Source organism: Marinococcus luteus (genome assembly GCF_034497705.1).
GTDB classification, from domain to species: Bacteria; Bacillota; Bacilli; order Bacillales; family Marinococcaceae; genus Marinococcus; species Marinococcus luteus_A.
This window is the reverse complement of record NZ_JAXRUV010000004.1, coordinates 23996-38700: the sequence shown is the minus strand read 5'-3', so window position 1 is coordinate 38700 and position 14705 is coordinate 23996. Positions and strand designations below refer to the sequence as shown.

19 protein-coding genes are annotated in these 14705 nt (G+C 45.7%); 17 read left to right on the top strand and 2 right to left on the bottom strand.

The genetic code is table 11. From position 1 onward, the window contains the following. The first annotated feature begins 9 nt into the window (after window positions 1-9). The 11 genes from Q9M42_RS08100 (at window position 10) to Q9M42_RS08050 (ending at window position 8393) form a co-directional block, all read left to right on the top strand. Window positions 10-762, top strand: a complete 753-nt coding sequence (locus Q9M42_RS08100; protein WP_322525990.1) for a sirohydrochlorin chelatase — start codon at window positions 10-12, stop codon at window positions 760-762. After that, window positions 755-1210: a precorrin-2 dehydrogenase/sirohydrochlorin ferrochelatase family protein gene (locus Q9M42_RS08095; protein ID WP_322525989.1), complete on the top strand. Its 456-nt coding sequence runs from the start codon at window positions 755-757 to the stop codon at window positions 1208-1210. The genes Q9M42_RS08100 and Q9M42_RS08095 overlap by 8 nt, the downstream gene beginning before the upstream one ends. A 75-nt stretch (window positions 1211-1285) precedes the next feature. Next, a complete protein-coding gene (locus Q9M42_RS08090) occupies window positions 1286-2104 on the top strand; it encodes an aldo/keto reductase (RefSeq protein ID WP_322525988.1) in 819 nt (272 codons plus the stop codon). A gap of 136 nt (window positions 2105-2240) precedes the next feature. Then, window positions 2241-2972, top strand: a complete 732-nt coding sequence (locus tag Q9M42_RS08085; protein ID WP_322525987.1) for a TspO/MBR family protein — start codon at window positions 2241-2243, stop codon at window positions 2970-2972. Window positions 2973-3146: 174 nt separating this feature from the next. Then, window positions 3147-4457, top strand: a complete 1311-nt coding sequence (locus Q9M42_RS08080) for a lysine N(6)-hydroxylase/L-ornithine N(5)-oxygenase family protein (protein WP_322525986.1) — start codon at window positions 3147-3149, stop codon at window positions 4455-4457. Between the two features lie 57 nt (window positions 4458-4514). Next, window positions 4515-5105, top strand: coding sequence for a ribonuclease H family protein (locus tag Q9M42_RS08075; protein ID WP_322525985.1), 591 nt, complete (start codon window positions 4515-4517; stop codon window positions 5103-5105). A 16-nt stretch (window positions 5106-5121) separates the two neighbouring features. Beyond that, a complete protein-coding gene (locus tag Q9M42_RS08070; RefSeq protein WP_322525984.1) occupies window positions 5122-6138 on the top strand; it encodes an LLM class flavin-dependent oxidoreductase in 1017 nt (338 codons plus the stop codon). A 64-nt stretch (window positions 6139-6202) separates the two neighbouring features. Continuing rightward, window positions 6203-6718, top strand: coding sequence for a type 1 glutamine amidotransferase domain-containing protein (locus Q9M42_RS08065; RefSeq protein WP_322525983.1), 516 nt, complete (start codon window positions 6203-6205; stop codon window positions 6716-6718). Between the two features lie 139 nt (window positions 6719-6857). Then, on the top strand, window positions 6858-7409 hold the full coding sequence (msrA, locus tag Q9M42_RS08060) for a peptide-methionine (S)-S-oxide reductase MsrA (RefSeq protein WP_322525982.1): 552 nt from the start codon (window positions 6858-6860) through the stop codon (window positions 7407-7409). Continuing rightward, a complete protein-coding gene (gene msrB, locus Q9M42_RS08055) occupies window positions 7396-7839 on the top strand; it encodes a peptide-methionine (R)-S-oxide reductase MsrB (protein ID WP_322525981.1) in 444 nt (147 codons plus the stop codon). The genes msrA and msrB overlap by 14 nt, the downstream gene beginning before the upstream one ends. A 104-nt stretch (window positions 7840-7943) precedes the next feature. Further along, window positions 7944-8393, top strand: a complete 450-nt coding sequence (locus Q9M42_RS08050) for a ferritin-like domain-containing protein (protein ID WP_322525980.1) — start codon at window positions 7944-7946, stop codon at window positions 8391-8393. Between the two features lie 151 nt (window positions 8394-8544). Here the strand turns inward: Q9M42_RS08050 and Q9M42_RS08045 are convergent, their stop codons facing one another. Beyond that, window positions 8545-8706 carry an FbpB family small basic protein gene (locus tag Q9M42_RS08045; RefSeq protein ID WP_322525979.1) on the bottom strand — a complete coding sequence of 54 codons (162 nt, stop codon included), beginning with the start codon at window positions 8704-8706 and terminating at the stop codon, window positions 8545-8547. Between the two features lie 216 nt (window positions 8707-8922). Here Q9M42_RS08045 and Q9M42_RS08040 point away from each other — a divergent pair, with 216 nt between their 5' ends. The 6 genes from Q9M42_RS08040 (at window position 8923) to Q9M42_RS08015 (ending at window position 13076) form a co-directional block, all read left to right on the top strand. Continuing rightward, window positions 8923-9351 (top strand): hypothetical protein, encoded by a 429-nt coding sequence (locus Q9M42_RS08040; protein WP_091616127.1) that lies wholly within the window; start codon window positions 8923-8925, stop codon window positions 9349-9351. A 149-nt stretch (window positions 9352-9500) separates the two neighbouring features. Beyond that, window positions 9501-10301 carry a VLRF1 family aeRF1-type release factor gene (locus tag Q9M42_RS08035; RefSeq protein ID WP_322525978.1) on the top strand — a complete coding sequence of 267 codons (801 nt, stop codon included), beginning with the start codon at window positions 9501-9503 and terminating at the stop codon, window positions 10299-10301. Between the two features lie 182 nt (window positions 10302-10483). Then, window positions 10484-10870 carry an OsmC family protein gene (locus Q9M42_RS08030; protein WP_322525977.1) on the top strand — a complete coding sequence of 129 codons (387 nt, stop codon included), beginning with the start codon at window positions 10484-10486 and terminating at the stop codon, window positions 10868-10870. Window positions 10871-10909: 39 nt separating this feature from the next. Continuing rightward, window positions 10910-12283 (top strand): MATE family efflux transporter, encoded by a 1374-nt coding sequence (locus Q9M42_RS08025; RefSeq protein ID WP_322525976.1) that lies wholly within the window; start codon window positions 10910-10912, stop codon window positions 12281-12283. After that, window positions 12280-12471, top strand: coding sequence for an SE1561 family protein (locus Q9M42_RS08020; RefSeq protein ID WP_322525975.1), 192 nt, complete (start codon window positions 12280-12282; stop codon window positions 12469-12471). Before Q9M42_RS08025 ends, Q9M42_RS08020 begins: the two co-directional genes overlap by 4 nt. Beyond that, the gene (locus tag Q9M42_RS08015; protein WP_322525974.1) at window positions 12471-13076 is read left to right on the top strand and encodes a histidine phosphatase family protein; all 606 of its coding nucleotides are present in this window, start codon (window positions 12471-12473) and stop codon (window positions 13074-13076) included. The genes Q9M42_RS08020 and Q9M42_RS08015 overlap by 1 nt, the downstream gene beginning before the upstream one ends. 39 nt (window positions 13077-13115) lie before the next feature. On the opposite strand, the gene Q9M42_RS08010 is transcribed toward Q9M42_RS08015, so the two are convergent. Beyond that, entirely contained in the window at window positions 13116-14648 is a 1533-nt protein-coding gene (locus tag Q9M42_RS08010) for an AbgT family transporter (protein ID WP_322525973.1), read from the bottom strand. Window positions 14649-14705: the final 57 nt, after the last annotated feature.

Here is a 14705-nt window from a genome sequence, read left to right as displayed (position 1 = left end):
GGAATGATCATGAAAGCTATTTTGTTTGTTGGACATGGAACGAGAGTCCCCGAAGGTAATGAACAGGTAAAAGCTTTTACGAAAAAAGCGGGAGCCGCTTTCCCGGAATATGAGCAGAGAACCTGCTTTTTGGAATTGGCAGAGCCGGATATCGTCACAAGCGCTGTTGAGTGCATTGAAAATGGTGCCGATACCCTGGCTGTGGTGCCGGTGCTTTTACTTTCAGCCGGTCATATCAAAAAAGATATCCCTGAAGAGCTCGAAAAGGTACAGCAGATGCACCCTGAAGTAACTATTCAGTACGGGAGCCCTTTTGGTGTTCATGACCGTATTAACGATCTTCTCCTGGACCGTCTCCGTGTAAAAGGGTGGGCGCCGGAGGAAGAAGCAGTCATCCTGTTTGTAGGAAGAGGGGCGAAGGATCCCGGGGCCATCGAAGACTTTTACCGTATAGCGGGAGAACTTGAAAAGCATACGGGCCGTTCGAGGGTGGAAACAGCTTTCCTTGCAGCCGCCGAGCCGGGCTTTCAGGAAAAAATGAAAGAGCTGGCTGAAGGAGAGCGGCCAGTATACGTTCTGCCATATTTAATGTTTGTCGGCCTGCTCATTAAAGAGATGGACGAAGCAGCAGCCCATTACAATCAAGCCAAACCGGGACATTTTACAAGGTGCGACTTTTTAGGCTTCGACGAACGGCTGCTTCCGGTGCTTGAATTTCGTGTCGCTGAAACGCTTGAAAAAACCGCAGGCATTCATGTCTGACTTTCTTTTTCCATTAGCCGTAAATATGGACAGCACGGAAGCGGTAATCATCGGCGGCGGCAGTGTGGCGGAACGTAAAGCTGACAAGCTGTTAAAGGCGAATGCGGCTGTGACGATTGTGGCCCCGGAACTTTCTGGAGGACTGAAAAAGCTTTGGAAAGAAAATAAGATTGGCTGGAAGGAAAAAACAGGCAAGCCGGAGGATTTGGAGAACGCGTGGCTGATTGTGTCCGCATCCGGGGATAAATCAGCCCAGCAAATGATTGCGAGGCATAAGCATCCCTGGCAGCTGGTGAACGGGGCTGATAACCCTTCAATTGGTAATGTAGCTTTTCCGGCTTCGTTCATAGAAGACGGCGTGCAGATCTCCATTTCAAGCGGCAGCAATAAGCCGGCAAGCGTAAAGGAGTGGAAGCACTATCTCCAGCGTCTTGTGAAAAAACGGTAAACCCTGCAGGTGTAATTTAAAGAACAGCGGGTATACAGTAATAGTCACAGCATATACAGAAAGAAGGTATACAATATGGATTACGTAACTTTAAACAATCAGCTGCAAATGCCTCAGCTTGGCTTCGGTGTTTTTCAGGTAAGTGATGATGAAGCTGAACGGGCTGTTACTCACGCGCTGAACTCCGGCTATCGCTCGATCGATACGGCAATGATCTACAAAAATGAAGAAGGAGTCGGCCGTGCGATTAAAGCGAGCGAAATTCCGAGAGATGAGCTCTTTATTACGACAAAGGTATGGAACTCTGATCACGGCTACGAAAATACGCTGCAGGCATTTGATGCCAGTCTGAAACGCCTGGGACTCGATTATGTGGATTTATATCTGATTCACTGGCCGACGCCGGCAAATGACGATTACGTAGAAACGTACCAGGCGCTTGAGAAGCTCTACGAAGACGGTAAAGTAAAAGCGATCGGCGTAAGTAATTTTGAGGTGGAGCACCTGGAAAGAATTTTAAACGAATGCACAGTGAAGCCGGTATTAAACCAGGTGGAATGCCATCCTTACCTGGCCCAGAATGAATTAAAGGATTACTGCAAAAAGAAAAACATTTATGTGGAAGCATGGAGCCCTATCATGCAGGGCGGAGAAGTGCTCGGTGATGAACACATTCAAAACATTGCAGAAAAGCACGGAAAAAATCCGGCCCAGATCGTTCTGCGCTGGCACCTGCAAAATGATACGATCATCATTCCGAAATCAGTGACACCGGAACGCATTGAAAGCAACATCGATGTGTTTGACTTTGCGCTTGAGGATGAAGATATGGCGACTATTAACCGTCTGGATAAAGGCGCACGTAAAGGGCCAAGACCGGCAGAAATCAACTAAAAAGAAATTCAATAATCCTCTGGTCAAAAACGGCCGGAGGATTTTTTTAAAATGAACATAGAATATATAAGCAGCTGAAGAAGCTGCCCCCAGGTCTTTTAATCAAAGGTGGTTGTTTATGTTTTCTATTCCTTCTATGAAGCTTAAGCTCCTGAATGCTTTCGCACTGGCGGTAGTCATTGCTATCAACGGGCTTGCCAATGCTCTGCCGTTAAACGGCCAGACTACCGGCAGCATCTCGGACAGACTCAATGTACTATTCACCCCTGCAGGCTATGTTTTTTCGATATGGGGCGTTATTTATCTGCTAATGATTTTGTGGGTGCTGCGTGCTTTTTTCGCAAAACCGACGGAAGAGCATATATATGCAGGCATTGGTTATACATTTATCCTATCCTGTATGTTTAACGTGGTGTGGCTGTTCTTATTTCATTATGAAATATTTTACGGGACGATGGCGGCTATTTTGGGACTGTGGCTCAGCCTGGGCATCATCTATATGAAAATTAAAACGAGCCCCCGCCGCGGGCTTCTGCTGGTGCCAATCAGTGTATATTTTGGCTGGGTTACGGTAGCTTCTATTACAAACATCGGTGTTGTACTTACAGCGAACGGCGTGCGCGGATGGATTATCGACGGCAGCTGGTGGACTGCTCTTGCGATTGCTGCAGCTTCTGCTGCCGTGATTTTGTTTTATAGAAAAACGGGCGACGTTTTATATACACTCGTTTTTGTATGGGCGTTTACCGGTATTTTTGTGCAGCGATGGCAGGAAGTGAATCTGGTGGCATGGGCAGCGGCTGCGGCTGCATTGATTCTGTTTGTGCAGTTGTTTTTCCGTCCTAAAAGGAAATTCACTTATTTGTAATCATATTGGGTGATTAATATTAAAAAAGGAAGGGAAAACAGAACTTGATTACAAAGTTGGAAATTCGTATAGAGCCAAAGGTTTCCGGCAGCCTTTCAATACGGAATGGAAGTCCAGCGGAATTGCTGGACTTTTTGATTGGAGCCGGAAGTACTTAATTTAGAGGTGATCAGGTTGGAAAACAAACTTTATGATATAGCAGGAATTGGGCTTGGGCCGTTTAATCTTGGCATGGCCGCCCTGCTTGAACCAGTGGAAGATATAGAAGCCGTGTTCTTAGATGAAAAGGATGAATTTGCCTGGCATCCGGGAATGCTGCTCGAAGGCACAGTGCTGAATTCTTCATTTCTTGCTGATTTGGTAACTTTTGCCGATCCGACGAGCCGTTTCACATTGTTAAATTATTTGCATAAGCATAACCGCATGTTTCAGTTCTTTTTTAACAAGCAGCTGAAGGTGCCAAGAAGAGAATATGATTCGTACGGAAAGTGGGTGGCTGCCCAACTTCCGTACTGCCTTTTCGGGCAGCGGGTGCTTGAGGTTGCTGACAGCAGCTGGGACGGAGTGTCCTGCTACAAAATTACGACGGAAAATACGGGGAGCGGGGAAAAGGAATATTTTTATACGAAAAATGTGGCGGTAGGCACAGGAGCAGCGCCGATGCTTCCTCCTAATATTGAAAGGCAGCAGAGTGATGATATTTATCACGCGGCTGACTACGCTTTTCGCAAAGAGGAGTTGAAGAGTGGAGACGAAGTCACCGTGGTCGGCTCCGGACAGAGTGCAGCAGAGATTTTCCATGACCTCCTGCAGGACCAGAAGCATTTTCACTATAAGCTTAACTGGTTTACACGCTCTCCTCAGTTTTTCCAGGCTGAGGATGCAAAGGTCGCCCGCGAGATTTTTTCCACAGATTTTGTCGAATATTTTCGTTCACTTGATATTAAAACAAGGCTCGAAACCCTGCCGGAGCTTGACCATGCGAGAAAGGGGATCGAGCAGCCTACGCTTGAAAAAATATACGATCTTCTTTATCATCGTTCTATCGAACGTGAAGATCCAAACGTTGTGCTCCAGGCTGCCACCGAGCTGTCGGATATTCAGTCGGTGGAGGGAGGCTATCAGTTGAAGCTCCGTCAATGGCAGCAGGATAAAACATTCCGCTTTTTTTCGGATAAAATCGTGCTTGCCACTGGCTTTCAGCCGAGTGTCCCGGACTGGATTCAGGAGTACGGGGAGCTTGTGGAAAAGGAAGATGAGGACCATTATATGATTGATGATTATTATCGTCTTCAGTTCAGGGATGGGCGTGATAATCATATATATATGCTCACAAATATCGATCATTCACACGGCACAGCTGCAACGAATTTATCTTTATCCGTCGTAAGAAATCAAACAATCATTAATAATTTGTGCGGCTTTGAGCGTTATCCGGTGCAGAAGGATACGGTATTTCAGCGCTTTTCAGCAAAAGAAGAATAAGGAATTGGACGTCTCTGCTGGTCGGGAGACGTTCTTTTTTCACGGGGAGTGAGACAAATGGCGAAAAAGAAATGGTATGTAGTATGGGAAGGAAAAACCCCTGGGATTTACAGTAACTGGGCTGAATGTGAAAAGCAGGTCAAGGGGTTCAAAGGAGCGAAATTTAAATCGTTTCCTTCATATGAAGAAGCAGAGGCAGCTTTTAACGGCTCCGGAGGAAAGCCTGAAACTGAAAACGGCAGCTACATAATGGAAAGTATTTCTGTAGACGCCGGCTCTCACGGCAACCCGGGGCCGGTAGAATACCGGGGCGTCTATACGAAAACGGAAGAGATTGTGTTTGCCCATCCCGGGTTTAAAAAAGGCACAAACAATATGGCGGAATTTCTAGGGATCGTGCACGCGCTCCGGTACTTAAAAGAAAAGGAGAGCGGAATGCCTGTATATTCGGACTCGGCGACAGCCATTGGATGGATTGAAAAGAAAAAAGCGAATTCGACGCTTGTTGAAGATGCGGACAGCCGGGAAATCTGGGAAGAGATACGACAGGCAGAAAAATGGCTGAAGGAGCACACATGGGAGAACCCGATTTATAAATGGGATACAAATAACTGGGGAGAAATTAAAGCGGATTATCAGCGCAAGTAAAGAAAGAAGGGAAAGCGTGAAACTGAGTATACTTGATCAATCCATCATGCCCTACGGAGAAACGCCGGAAAAAACATTCGCCTGGACCGGGGAATACGCCCGAATCGCTGAAGAAATCGGCTACCACCGGTTCTGGGTCTCTGAGCATCACGGCACGAAGCATATAGCCGGGAGCGCTCCGGAAGTATTAATTGCTCATCTAGCTGCATGCACAAAACGTATAAAAGTTGGCTCCGGTGCAGTACTGCTCCCTCATTACAGTGCTTTTAAAGTAGCGGAGGTATTTGAAGTGCTGGCTTCGCTTTACAGAGGTCGCATTGATCTGGGTCTGGGCAGGGCCCCGGGAGCCATGCCAAACGTTACAAGGGCGCTTCACGAAGGAGGGTCAAGAAATGCAGCGAGGTATCCTGAACAGCTGAAAGAGCTGCTCACTTTTTTGTCCCCGGAAGGCAATAAATACAAAGGACTGTATGACTATGCTTCCGTAACTCCCCGGGCCCAGGTGAAGCCGGGAGTCTGGATTCTCGGCTCAAGCCGGGACAGTGCTAAAACAGCGGCAGAAAACGGCCTGCCGTTTTGCTTCGCTCATTTTATCAATCCGGATGAAGGCTTTCAGGCAGCTGATTATTATCATGAACATTTTCAGCCTTCTAGCGTCTATCCCGCTCCTTATTTTATGCTGGCGGTCTCAGCACTTGCAGCAGAGTCCGAACAGCAGGCAGAAGAATGGAGGGCGGTAAGTGATTACGTTTCTTCAGTTACGGCTAAGGGGCTCGGCCTGCTCGGTATCCCCTCGTACGAGATGGTCAAAGACGTTACGTACATGGATGAAGAAAAGGACATGTTTCAAAAAAACCGGTATCATAACGCCGTGGGAACGATAGACCAGGTGGAGGAAAAGCTCAAATGGCTTGAAAAAGCTTACGGTGCTGAAGAAATTATGACTGCAGGCATCACTCCGTCATTTGAAGAAAAGGCTGCCTCGATGCGGAGGATTGCCGACCGGTTTAAAATAAACAGCTGCCAGGTTTAGAATGAGCAGGGACTTGGGTAAACTTATTTGTGTGACTAAAGATTATATCCAGGAAAGGTGATATATGATGAGTAAAATAGCAGTAGTCCTTACAGATCTTTTTGAAGATGTGGAATTCACAGACCCGAAAGAAGCATTCGAAAAAGAAGGTCATGAACTTACCGTAATCGAAAATGAAAAGGGAAAAACCGTTACCGGTAAACAGGGAGAAGCGAAAGTAACCGTTGACGCTTCTATTGAAGACGTGAAGCCGGAAGACTTTGATGCTCTTCTTATTCCAGGAGGATTTTCTCCGGATCAGCTTCGCGGCGATCAGCGATTCGTGGATTTCGCCAAATACTTCATGGATCATGATAAGCCGGTATTTGCAATCTGCCACGGTCCGCAGCTGCTTATTACAGCAAAAGCGCTGGAAGGCCGTAATGCGACAGGATTTAAATCCATTCAGACAGATATGGAGTATGCGAAAGCGAAGCTTCATGATGAAGAAGTAGTCGTTTGCAACAACCTGGTCACAAGCCGTGAGCCGGATGACATCCCGGCATTTAACCGCGAATCTCTGAAACAATTAGCAAAATAAGATCGAAAGGCCGGCCGGAGAGCTGGCCTTTTGTTATTGAACGGGATTAACGGAAGAAGATTCATGGTGAGCACATAAACAGGAAATCAAATGAAGAAATGTTATAATTAACAGTACATGAGAGATTGGGGTGAATATTATGGCAGAAGAACAAAACACGAAGCTTGCCACCTTTGCCGGAGGATGTTTCTGGTGTATGGTAGGCCCTTTTGAACAGGAGGAAGGTGTCTACGACATTATGTCGGGATATACCGGAGGTCATACAGAAAACCCGACGTACCGGGAAGTGTGTTCAGAAACTACCGGTCACGTAGAAGCTATTCAAATGAAATACGACCCATCGGTGGTATCTTATGAACGGCTGCTTGAAATATTCTGGCGCCAGATTGACCCTACAGATCCGGGCGGTCAGTTTAATGACCGCGGGGAATCCTATACGACTAATATTTTTTACCATGATGAAGAACAGCGCAGGCTTGCTGAAGCTTCCAAACAGGAGCTTGATGAAAATGGTCCGTTTGAAAAACCTGTGGTAACGAGAATCAGGGAAGCCGGAGTATTTTATCCGGCCGAGGAATATCACCAGGATTATCATCACAAAAATCGTTTTCACTATATGATGTACCGGAAGGGCTCCGGCCGTGAAGGATTTATAAACAATTACTGGAGTGAGCAGAATGAGCACCAATAAGAAATATAGTACAGAAGAACTGAAACAGCGTTTAACCCCAATACAGTATGAAGTGACTCAAAATGATGCCACGGAGCGCCCGTTTGAAAATGAATACTGGAACCATAAAGAGGAAGGGCTGTATGTAGACGTAGTTTCCGGAGAGCCCTTGTTCAGCTCAAAGGATAAATTTGATTCCAACTGCGGCTGGCCAAGCTTTACCATGCCTTTAAAGGAGAGCGAAGTTAAAGAAAACTTTGATGATTCTTTAGGGATGAGAAGAACGGAAGTTCGCAGCGACGAAGCGGATTCCCACCTCGGACACGTATTTCCGGATGGTCCTGAACCAACTGGTTTACGGTATTGTATCAATTCGGCCGCCCTTAAATTTATCCCGGTCAATGAACTGGAAGAGCAGGGTTACAGCGAATATCTATACCTGTTCAAATAAAAAAGAGGTTTTTTCAGCCTAAAAAAGGGTAAAATACACTTTGGAAGGTTACAACTATGAAAAGACATCAATTGCACTAAACAGACGACAGGAGGAATTTATTCATGGAACGCGTAAGAGAAAACGATCCTAAAGTACAGGAATTAATCGATGGACTTAATGTCGACTTAGCACACGAATATGCGGCAGCTATCATGTATACAAACTATGCAGCTGTGGTTTCCGGCATTCACACACCAATGCTCAGACCATTGTTTGAAGACGAAATCGGTGACGAGCAGGGCCACGCTCAATACCTGGCTTCTAAAATCCGTACGCTCGGCGGCACACCAACTACAAAGCCTGCCGATGTGAAGCAGACGTTCCAAGTACGTGAAATGCTTGAAGCTGCCCGTGACGCTGAAGCGGACACGATTGAGCGTTACACTAAACGCGCCCAGCAGGCAGAAGAGCTGAACATGATCGAGCTTCAAAACAAACTTGAAGACCTCATTTCTGATGAGACTGGTCATAAAGAAGAAATTGAACGGATTCTCGAAGACTCCGATCTGTAGAATACAGAGAAAAAAGCCGCCGAAAGGCGGTTTTTTTATTGTAGAGAATTATTCTTACGGATATATTTGACGAAAAATTCAAAAAATTAAAAGGAGCAACATATAAGGATGGCATAGAAATATCTGGAGGGGCGCCATCCTTGCAGCGCTATTAGTTGGCTCGTTTTTTAGTGCCCGGGCGGACATATACTTCTTTGGATTTTTTTTCATCAAGCCTGCGGTCTATTGAATCAAGTGCCTGCTTGTTGCCTTTGAGCTCATTTTTATTTGCTTCCACTAAGTCTTCAAATGAAAGTCTCTGTGGTTTTCTCATGCGGACATCTTCCTTTCTTTCTATTATACTCCTGCTGACAATTAGTTTACCCTATATTACTTGTTTGACAAACCATAAAATTATGAAAATGTGACCAAAAGCACAATAGTTTCCTGATAGGTAGATTTTTTTTGATAAGATAAAGTAAAAAAGAATAAATTCATGTAAAATGTGGTATAGGTAATACTATATGCAAAGTCGAAAGGATGGATAGTGATGGCAGAGGAAAATGGAAACACAGCACTTAAAATTGGTTTAATTCTTGGAGGCGTCGTCTCCGTTATTGTTTTGCTCAGTACACGTAAAACCCGTACTCCTATTGTAGAGGGGACGAAACAAACAGCTTCCACACTGAACAATACGTCGCAGTTTCTTTCAGAGAACCGGGAATCGGTTATTTCTACGCTTAGAGAAACATCAAACTATTATTCTGAGCTTCTCCAGTCGGCAAGCACAGATATTCAGGAGATCGTCAACCGGGTGAACAGCCTGAAAGAAACATTGATGAAAGCAAAAACAACCACGCTTGAAACTACCGGTGAATTAAAAGAACTAAAAGAAGAAAGCACAGCTATCGAAAGCAGTTCTTCAAACAGCGGCTCAGGCCAGCTGCAGAGTGCTGAAAATACCCAGTCTTCTTCATAAAAAAGGGCAGGTTCTTTCATTTGAACCTGCTTTTTTATTGGTTTTAAAATATTATTGTATTTGACGTTTACCGTTTCTATTCGAAGGAAATACACTTTGTAGAATGGTAATTGAATAGTTAACACAGTCACGGAAAGGGGCAACAGACAATGGCAATAACGAACAATTTAAAACAGCTGAAAAATAAAGAGGACGAATATGGTTTTGTATCCTTTTATTTAAACACCGATATTGGTGAAGGCGGACAGCCTAGTGAAGAATGGAAGATTAAATACAAAAAGGCTGTTAACGGCTTAAAGCAGTACGCAGATAAGAGCGAAACGAAAGATGAAAAAAATGCGATCAAAAAAATAACCGATGATATCGAAAAATACATTGAGGACCATCGCTCTGATCTGCAGAAGAGTGTTATTATCTTCGCTTCCGGCGATGGATCCACCTGGGAAGCAGATATTTTCCAGGTGCCGGTGGAGACGGAAGTAATGTGGGAACCAACACCGCAGACTGAGCAACTCGAAAAACTGGAAAAAACATTCCCGCCTACAGCAATTCTTCTTACAAACAAGCAGGATGTTTACCTGATCGATACCTCAATGGGCAAAATCCGCGAAGAAATGCAATTTCACTGGGATGTGGACAGCGAGGACTGGCAGGAATACAAAGGTACAGCATCAGCTGACCGTACGGCTGCAGGTTCTACACAGGTGGATAAAGTTCAGCAGCGTTTTGAAGAAAACCGCCACCGCTGGTACAAGAGCCTGGCGCCTGTCATCAACAAACAGATGAAAAACCGCGGTCTTGATACAGCATATATTATCGGCGATAAAGAATATGCTAAAGACCTGGAAGATAACATGGGTGGAAGAGTGAAAGAAGTCATTAATAAAAACTTGATTTCTACGCCAACGCATGAAATTCTAAACGAAATTTATCCAGAAAACGTACGCTAAACAGTACGGCTGAAGCAGCTGCTATCATTATAGCAGCTGCTTTTTTCATGAATTAAAAAGCTTCGGGCTTCCGGTCATCTGCACAAAATCCCTCAGTTTTTGATATAATACCTTTTGTTTGGAGATAGGCTTATATTTAGATAAGATACAACACGAAGGATACTATTGAAGAGGTGAATAGAATGAAGTTTTCGATGACTGACGGAGGATTTCAAACAAGAACAGACTACGGAGAGCTGTCTGTATCCGGGGAGGAGGAGTATGGCTTTCGCCCTTTTCAGCTGATGACTTCTTCGATTGCTGTTTGCAGCGGAGGAGTACTGCGTAAAATAATGAATAAAAGACACCAGACAGTGCACGATATCCAAATTGAGGCAGAGGTGGAACGGGATGAAAAGCAGGCAAATAAAATAACTGCTGTTCATCTGCATTTTATCGTAAAAGCAGAAAACGTAACAGAAGCCCAGATGCAAAAAAATATGGAATGGACCAAAAAAAACTGTTCGATGGTCCAGTCAGTAAAAGACAGCATTGCGGTTACAGAAACATTCGAACTTCTTTCCGACTAACAGTGCAAGAGGTCTTAGAAAAGAATTGGAGAGAAAAGTATGGCAAATGCCGGACGTAACCAGCTAGACTTCACGGAAGGCAGTATCATGAAGAAAATGGTGATATTCGCCTTTCCGATTTTTATTGGGAACCTGCTTCAAAGCTCTTATCAAATCGTGGACAGCCTGTGGGTCGGTAATTTAATCGGCGCTAGCGCCCTGGGGGCGGTTTCCCTGGCTGCTACGATTTTATTTTCTGTGCTTTCTTTTATTATTGGAATTAATAGCGCAACATTAACGGTGCTTTCCCAGAGGGTGGGAGCGGATGATGATGAGGGCCTGAAGCGTTCTTTGAATGCTTTTGTGTCCGTTTTAGGAACGCTTGCAATTATCCTCGGAACGATAGGTTTTTTTGCAGCTCCCACCGTTTTGACTTGGATGGGGACGCCGCCGGATATCCTTGAAAGTGCAGTCATATACTTACGCATTAACTTTATTGGTATTGTCTTTTTATTTGGCTATAATTTTATAGGCACTGTTCTGCGTGCAGTCGGCGACAGTAAAACCCCGCTTCGCTTTATAATGATGGCTGTGGGGCTGAACATTGTTCTGGATCCGCTGTTTATTTCCGGCTTTGATATGGGCATTCAGGGGGCGGCAATTGCAACGGTTATCTCCCAGGGGAGTGCATTTGTGTTCGGGATCGTCTATATGATTCTTGTGAAGGGGCTTCCGTTCGCTGTGCCAAGCATTCCCGAAAAAGCAGAATTTCAGCGTATCATGAAGCTTGGCCTGCCGGCAGGCCTGTCGATGATGGCTATTTCCGGCGGGCAGTTGGCGATTATGACGGTGGTGACGTCGTTTGGCTCTGTGGTTCTATCGGGGTACGGGGCAGCTCAACGTCTGGACAGCCTGATTATGCTTCCGGCCACAACGCTCGGTTCCGCCATTACAAGTATGGCTGGACAAAATATTGGAGCGAACCGCTGGGACCGTATCAGCTCCATTGCGAAAAACGCGTTAATTTTAATTTTAATCGTATCAATCACGATGAGCACCGCCGTCTTTTTACTGGCTGAATTTTTGATGGGACTGTTTGTGAACGACGAAGCTACCATTCAATATGGTAAAACGTATCTGCAGATTGTTGCTTTCTTTTACCCGTTTTTAGGAATAAATTTCGTGCTGAACGGTATTGTGCGCAGCTCCGGGGCGATGATCCAGGTGCTTGCCCTGAATATTATTTCTTTCTGGGTGCTTCGTTTTCCGCTTGCCTGGTTCTTTGCCGAAAGAATGGGAGAAAACGGAATTGCGCTCGGCATAGGCCTCAGTTTTGTGATCAGCGCTGTAATTGCGGTCAGCTATTATGTGTTTGGCGGCTGGAACCGTATTGATATATTCAAAGAAGAAAAGAAAAAAGGAGGAGCGTCATGAGTACGCCAGTACACGACAAGAATCAGCAGCTTCAGTATATAAAACAGCGTCTGCATCTGCTTTCGACAATGGTAGACAACATCGATCCTGAAGAAGGCTCCGAATCGGAAATGAAGAGACTTGAAGAAATGGTGGAGCAGCTGCGGGTTAAATGCCGTCAGTTTCAGCCGGATTGGAAGGATGAGTAATGCCTGACGTTTATTTTATCCGACACGGGGAGTCAGAAGGAAACTATGCCCAGGTGCTGCAGGGATCGATGGATTATCCATTAACCCCGCATGGACTGACGCAGGCAGAAGCGCTTGGCAGTTACTTTCGCAGTATTCAGTTTGACGCTGTAATTGCAAGTGATTTAATGCGGGCTTCTGCCACCGCAGAGGCACTGGCAGAATTTCAGCAGGTGGAGGTATCTACGGACGAGCGGCTTCGCGAAGTACATTTGGGCGTGCTTGAAGGTAAAGCGAGAGACGTGATTCAAAATGAATTTCCGGATCTTATCGGAAGGGACCTTTTAACCGCTGAAGTGGAAGGGGCAGAAACAAAAAACGATCTAACCGAGCGGTGTGCGTGGCTGTATTATAAGCTGACCGCGGAATGGAAGGATAAAGATCAGATTGCTGTCGTTTCGCACGGAGGATTTATTACGATCTTTTTTATGTATTTACTGGCCAAAGACAACTGGGTATCGCTCCAGCGTTCTATGCGTATCGACAACACAGGAGTATCCCGGATTCACTTTCGAAAAGAACGTGCTTCCATTCAATACATCAACAGGATTACACATTTAGAGTAACATGAAAAAGCAGGAGCCGGAGCTCCTGCTTTTAAACGTTTAGCCGTTGTATTCAATCGGACCGTTTGGACCGAGGGGAAGGCCGGTGAGCATCCATACGACAAGCAGCAGGGACCAGAACAGGAGAAATGCGACAGAATAAGGAAGCATAACTGCTATTAGGGAACCAATGCGTATGTTTTTGTCATACTGTTGGGCAAACGCGATAATAATCGCAAAATAAGTCATAAGCGGCGTAATAATGTTGGTGGATGAATCTGCCACACGGTATGCCATCTGCGTCAGTTCCGGCGAATAGCCAAGCTGCATCATAATCGGAACGAACACAGGGGCGAGTATGGCCCATTTGGCAGAGGCACTTCCGATAAACAGGTTGATAACCCCGACAATAAATATAAATACTAAAATTAGAGGAATGCCGGTAAGATTGACAGACTGTAAAAAGTCCGCACCGTATACAGCCATGAAGGTACCCAGATTGGTTTCTTCAAAATAGGCAACAAACTGTCCGGCTGTAAATGCGAGCAGAATGAACATGCCCATGCTCGCCATCGTATCAGAAAGCTGATTAGCGACGTCCGTATCGTTTCTAATACTTTTTGTCACAATACCGTATACAAGCCCTGGAACGAAAAAGGCTATAATAATTACGACAACAAGGGAGTCCATAAACGGCGACTGAACGACGGCCCCTCCTTCACCGCGGAGAGGAGCATTAGGTGGTACAATGAGCAGCGCAAGCAGAATAATGGTTAGAAGCGCTGCCCCCATTGACCAGAAGATCCCTTTCTTTTCCGTTCCTGTTAATGAGGTGAGGCTCTCCCGGTACTCGCCCTTGTATTCCCCAAGCCGTGGCTCGACGATGAACTGACTCACGAGTGTACCGATGACAGCTAAGAAAAAGGTGGACACAAAAATGAAGTAGTAATTCATCGCCAGGTTCATCTGTTCGGCGTAGGCAGGATCGATGGTGGATGCCGCCTCAATCGTTAATTCACCAAGCAGAACATCGGTACCTGAAAGCAGAAGGTTGGCACTGAAGCCCGCTGAAACCCCGGCGAAGGCAGCAGCAAGTCCTGCGAGCGGGTGCCTCCCGAGTGCAGCAAACAGAATAGCGCCGAGCGGTGGAAGGACCACGTATCCGGCGTCGGAGGCGACACTTGACATAATGCCGGCAAAAACAAGACCAAAGGTAATTAAAGATTTTGGAATGGATAAAATAAAACCGCGAAGCAGTACGCTTATAAGTCCGGTGCGCTCCGCAATGCCGATACCGATCATAGTAGCAAGCACCACTCCGAGCGGGGCAAAGTTAATAAAATTGTCCACCATACTGGTGAATATGTACTCAATTCCACTAGATGAAAGCAGATTGGTTACCTGAACCGTTTCTCCTTCTTCTCCCGGAGATTCCACCTGCAGGCCGGCAGCAGAAAGGACGGCAGATAACACCAGTACGAGCGCGGCGAGAATGGCGAACAGAGTGACCGGATGGGGAAGCTTATTCCCAACTCGTTCAATCCAATTCAGCGCCCGCTGCAGCATGGTCGATTTTTGTGCAGAAGAGCTCATAATTTACCTCCTAATTCGTTTAAAAATGACAAAAGTATCACAGCTACACAAAGATTA

Bases quoted from the DNA above. Each gene is read 5' to 3' on its own strand.
- Q9M42_RS08010 (WP_322525973.1), bottom strand. From the start codon at position 14,648: ATGAGCTCTTCTGCACAAAAATCGACCATGCTGCAGCGGGCGCTGAAT.
- Q9M42_RS08065 (WP_322525983.1), top strand. From the start codon at position 6,203: ATGATGAGTAAAATAGCAGTAGTCCTTACAGATCTTTTTGAAGATGTG.
- msrA (WP_322525982.1), top strand. From the start codon at position 6,858: ATGGCAGAAGAACAAAACACGAAGCTTGCCACCTTTGCCGGAGGATGT.
- Q9M42_RS08035 (WP_322525978.1), top strand. From the start codon at position 9,501: ATGGCAATAACGAACAATTTAAAACAGCTGAAAAATAAAGAGGACGAA.
- Q9M42_RS08030 (WP_322525977.1), top strand. From the start codon at position 10,484: ATGAAGTTTTCGATGACTGACGGAGGATTTCAAACAAGAACAGACTAC.
- Q9M42_RS08040 (WP_091616127.1), top strand. From the start codon at position 8,923: ATGGCAGAGGAAAATGGAAACACAGCACTTAAAATTGGTTTAATTCTT.
- Q9M42_RS08085 (WP_322525987.1), top strand. From the start codon at position 2,241: ATGAAGCTTAAGCTCCTGAATGCTTTCGCACTGGCGGTAGTCATTGCT.
- Q9M42_RS08095 (WP_322525989.1), top strand. From the start codon at position 755: ATGTCTGACTTTCTTTTTCCATTAGCCGTAAATATGGACAGCACGGAA.
- msrB (WP_322525981.1), top strand. From the start codon at position 7,396: ATGAGCACCAATAAGAAATATAGTACAGAAGAACTGAAACAGCGTTTA.
- Q9M42_RS08015 (WP_322525974.1), top strand. From the start codon at position 12,471: ATGCCTGACGTTTATTTTATCCGACACGGGGAGTCAGAAGGAAACTAT.
- Q9M42_RS08050 (WP_322525980.1), top strand. From the start codon at position 7,944: ATGGAACGCGTAAGAGAAAACGATCCTAAAGTACAGGAATTAATCGAT.
- Q9M42_RS08020 (WP_322525975.1), top strand. From the start codon at position 12,280: ATGAGTACGCCAGTACACGACAAGAATCAGCAGCTTCAGTATATAAAA.
- Q9M42_RS08100 (WP_322525990.1), top strand. From the start codon at position 10: ATGAAAGCTATTTTGTTTGTTGGACATGGAACGAGAGTCCCCGAAGGT.
- Q9M42_RS08090 (WP_322525988.1), top strand. From the start codon at position 1,286: ATGGATTACGTAACTTTAAACAATCAGCTGCAAATGCCTCAGCTTGGC.
- Q9M42_RS08025 (WP_322525976.1), top strand. From the start codon at position 10,910: ATGGCAAATGCCGGACGTAACCAGCTAGACTTCACGGAAGGCAGTATC.
- Q9M42_RS08075 (WP_322525985.1), top strand. From the start codon at position 4,515: ATGGCGAAAAAGAAATGGTATGTAGTATGGGAAGGAAAAACCCCTGGG.
- Q9M42_RS08045 (WP_322525979.1), bottom strand. From the start codon at position 8,706: ATGAGAAAACCACAGAGACTTTCATTTGAAGACTTAGTGGAAGCAAAT.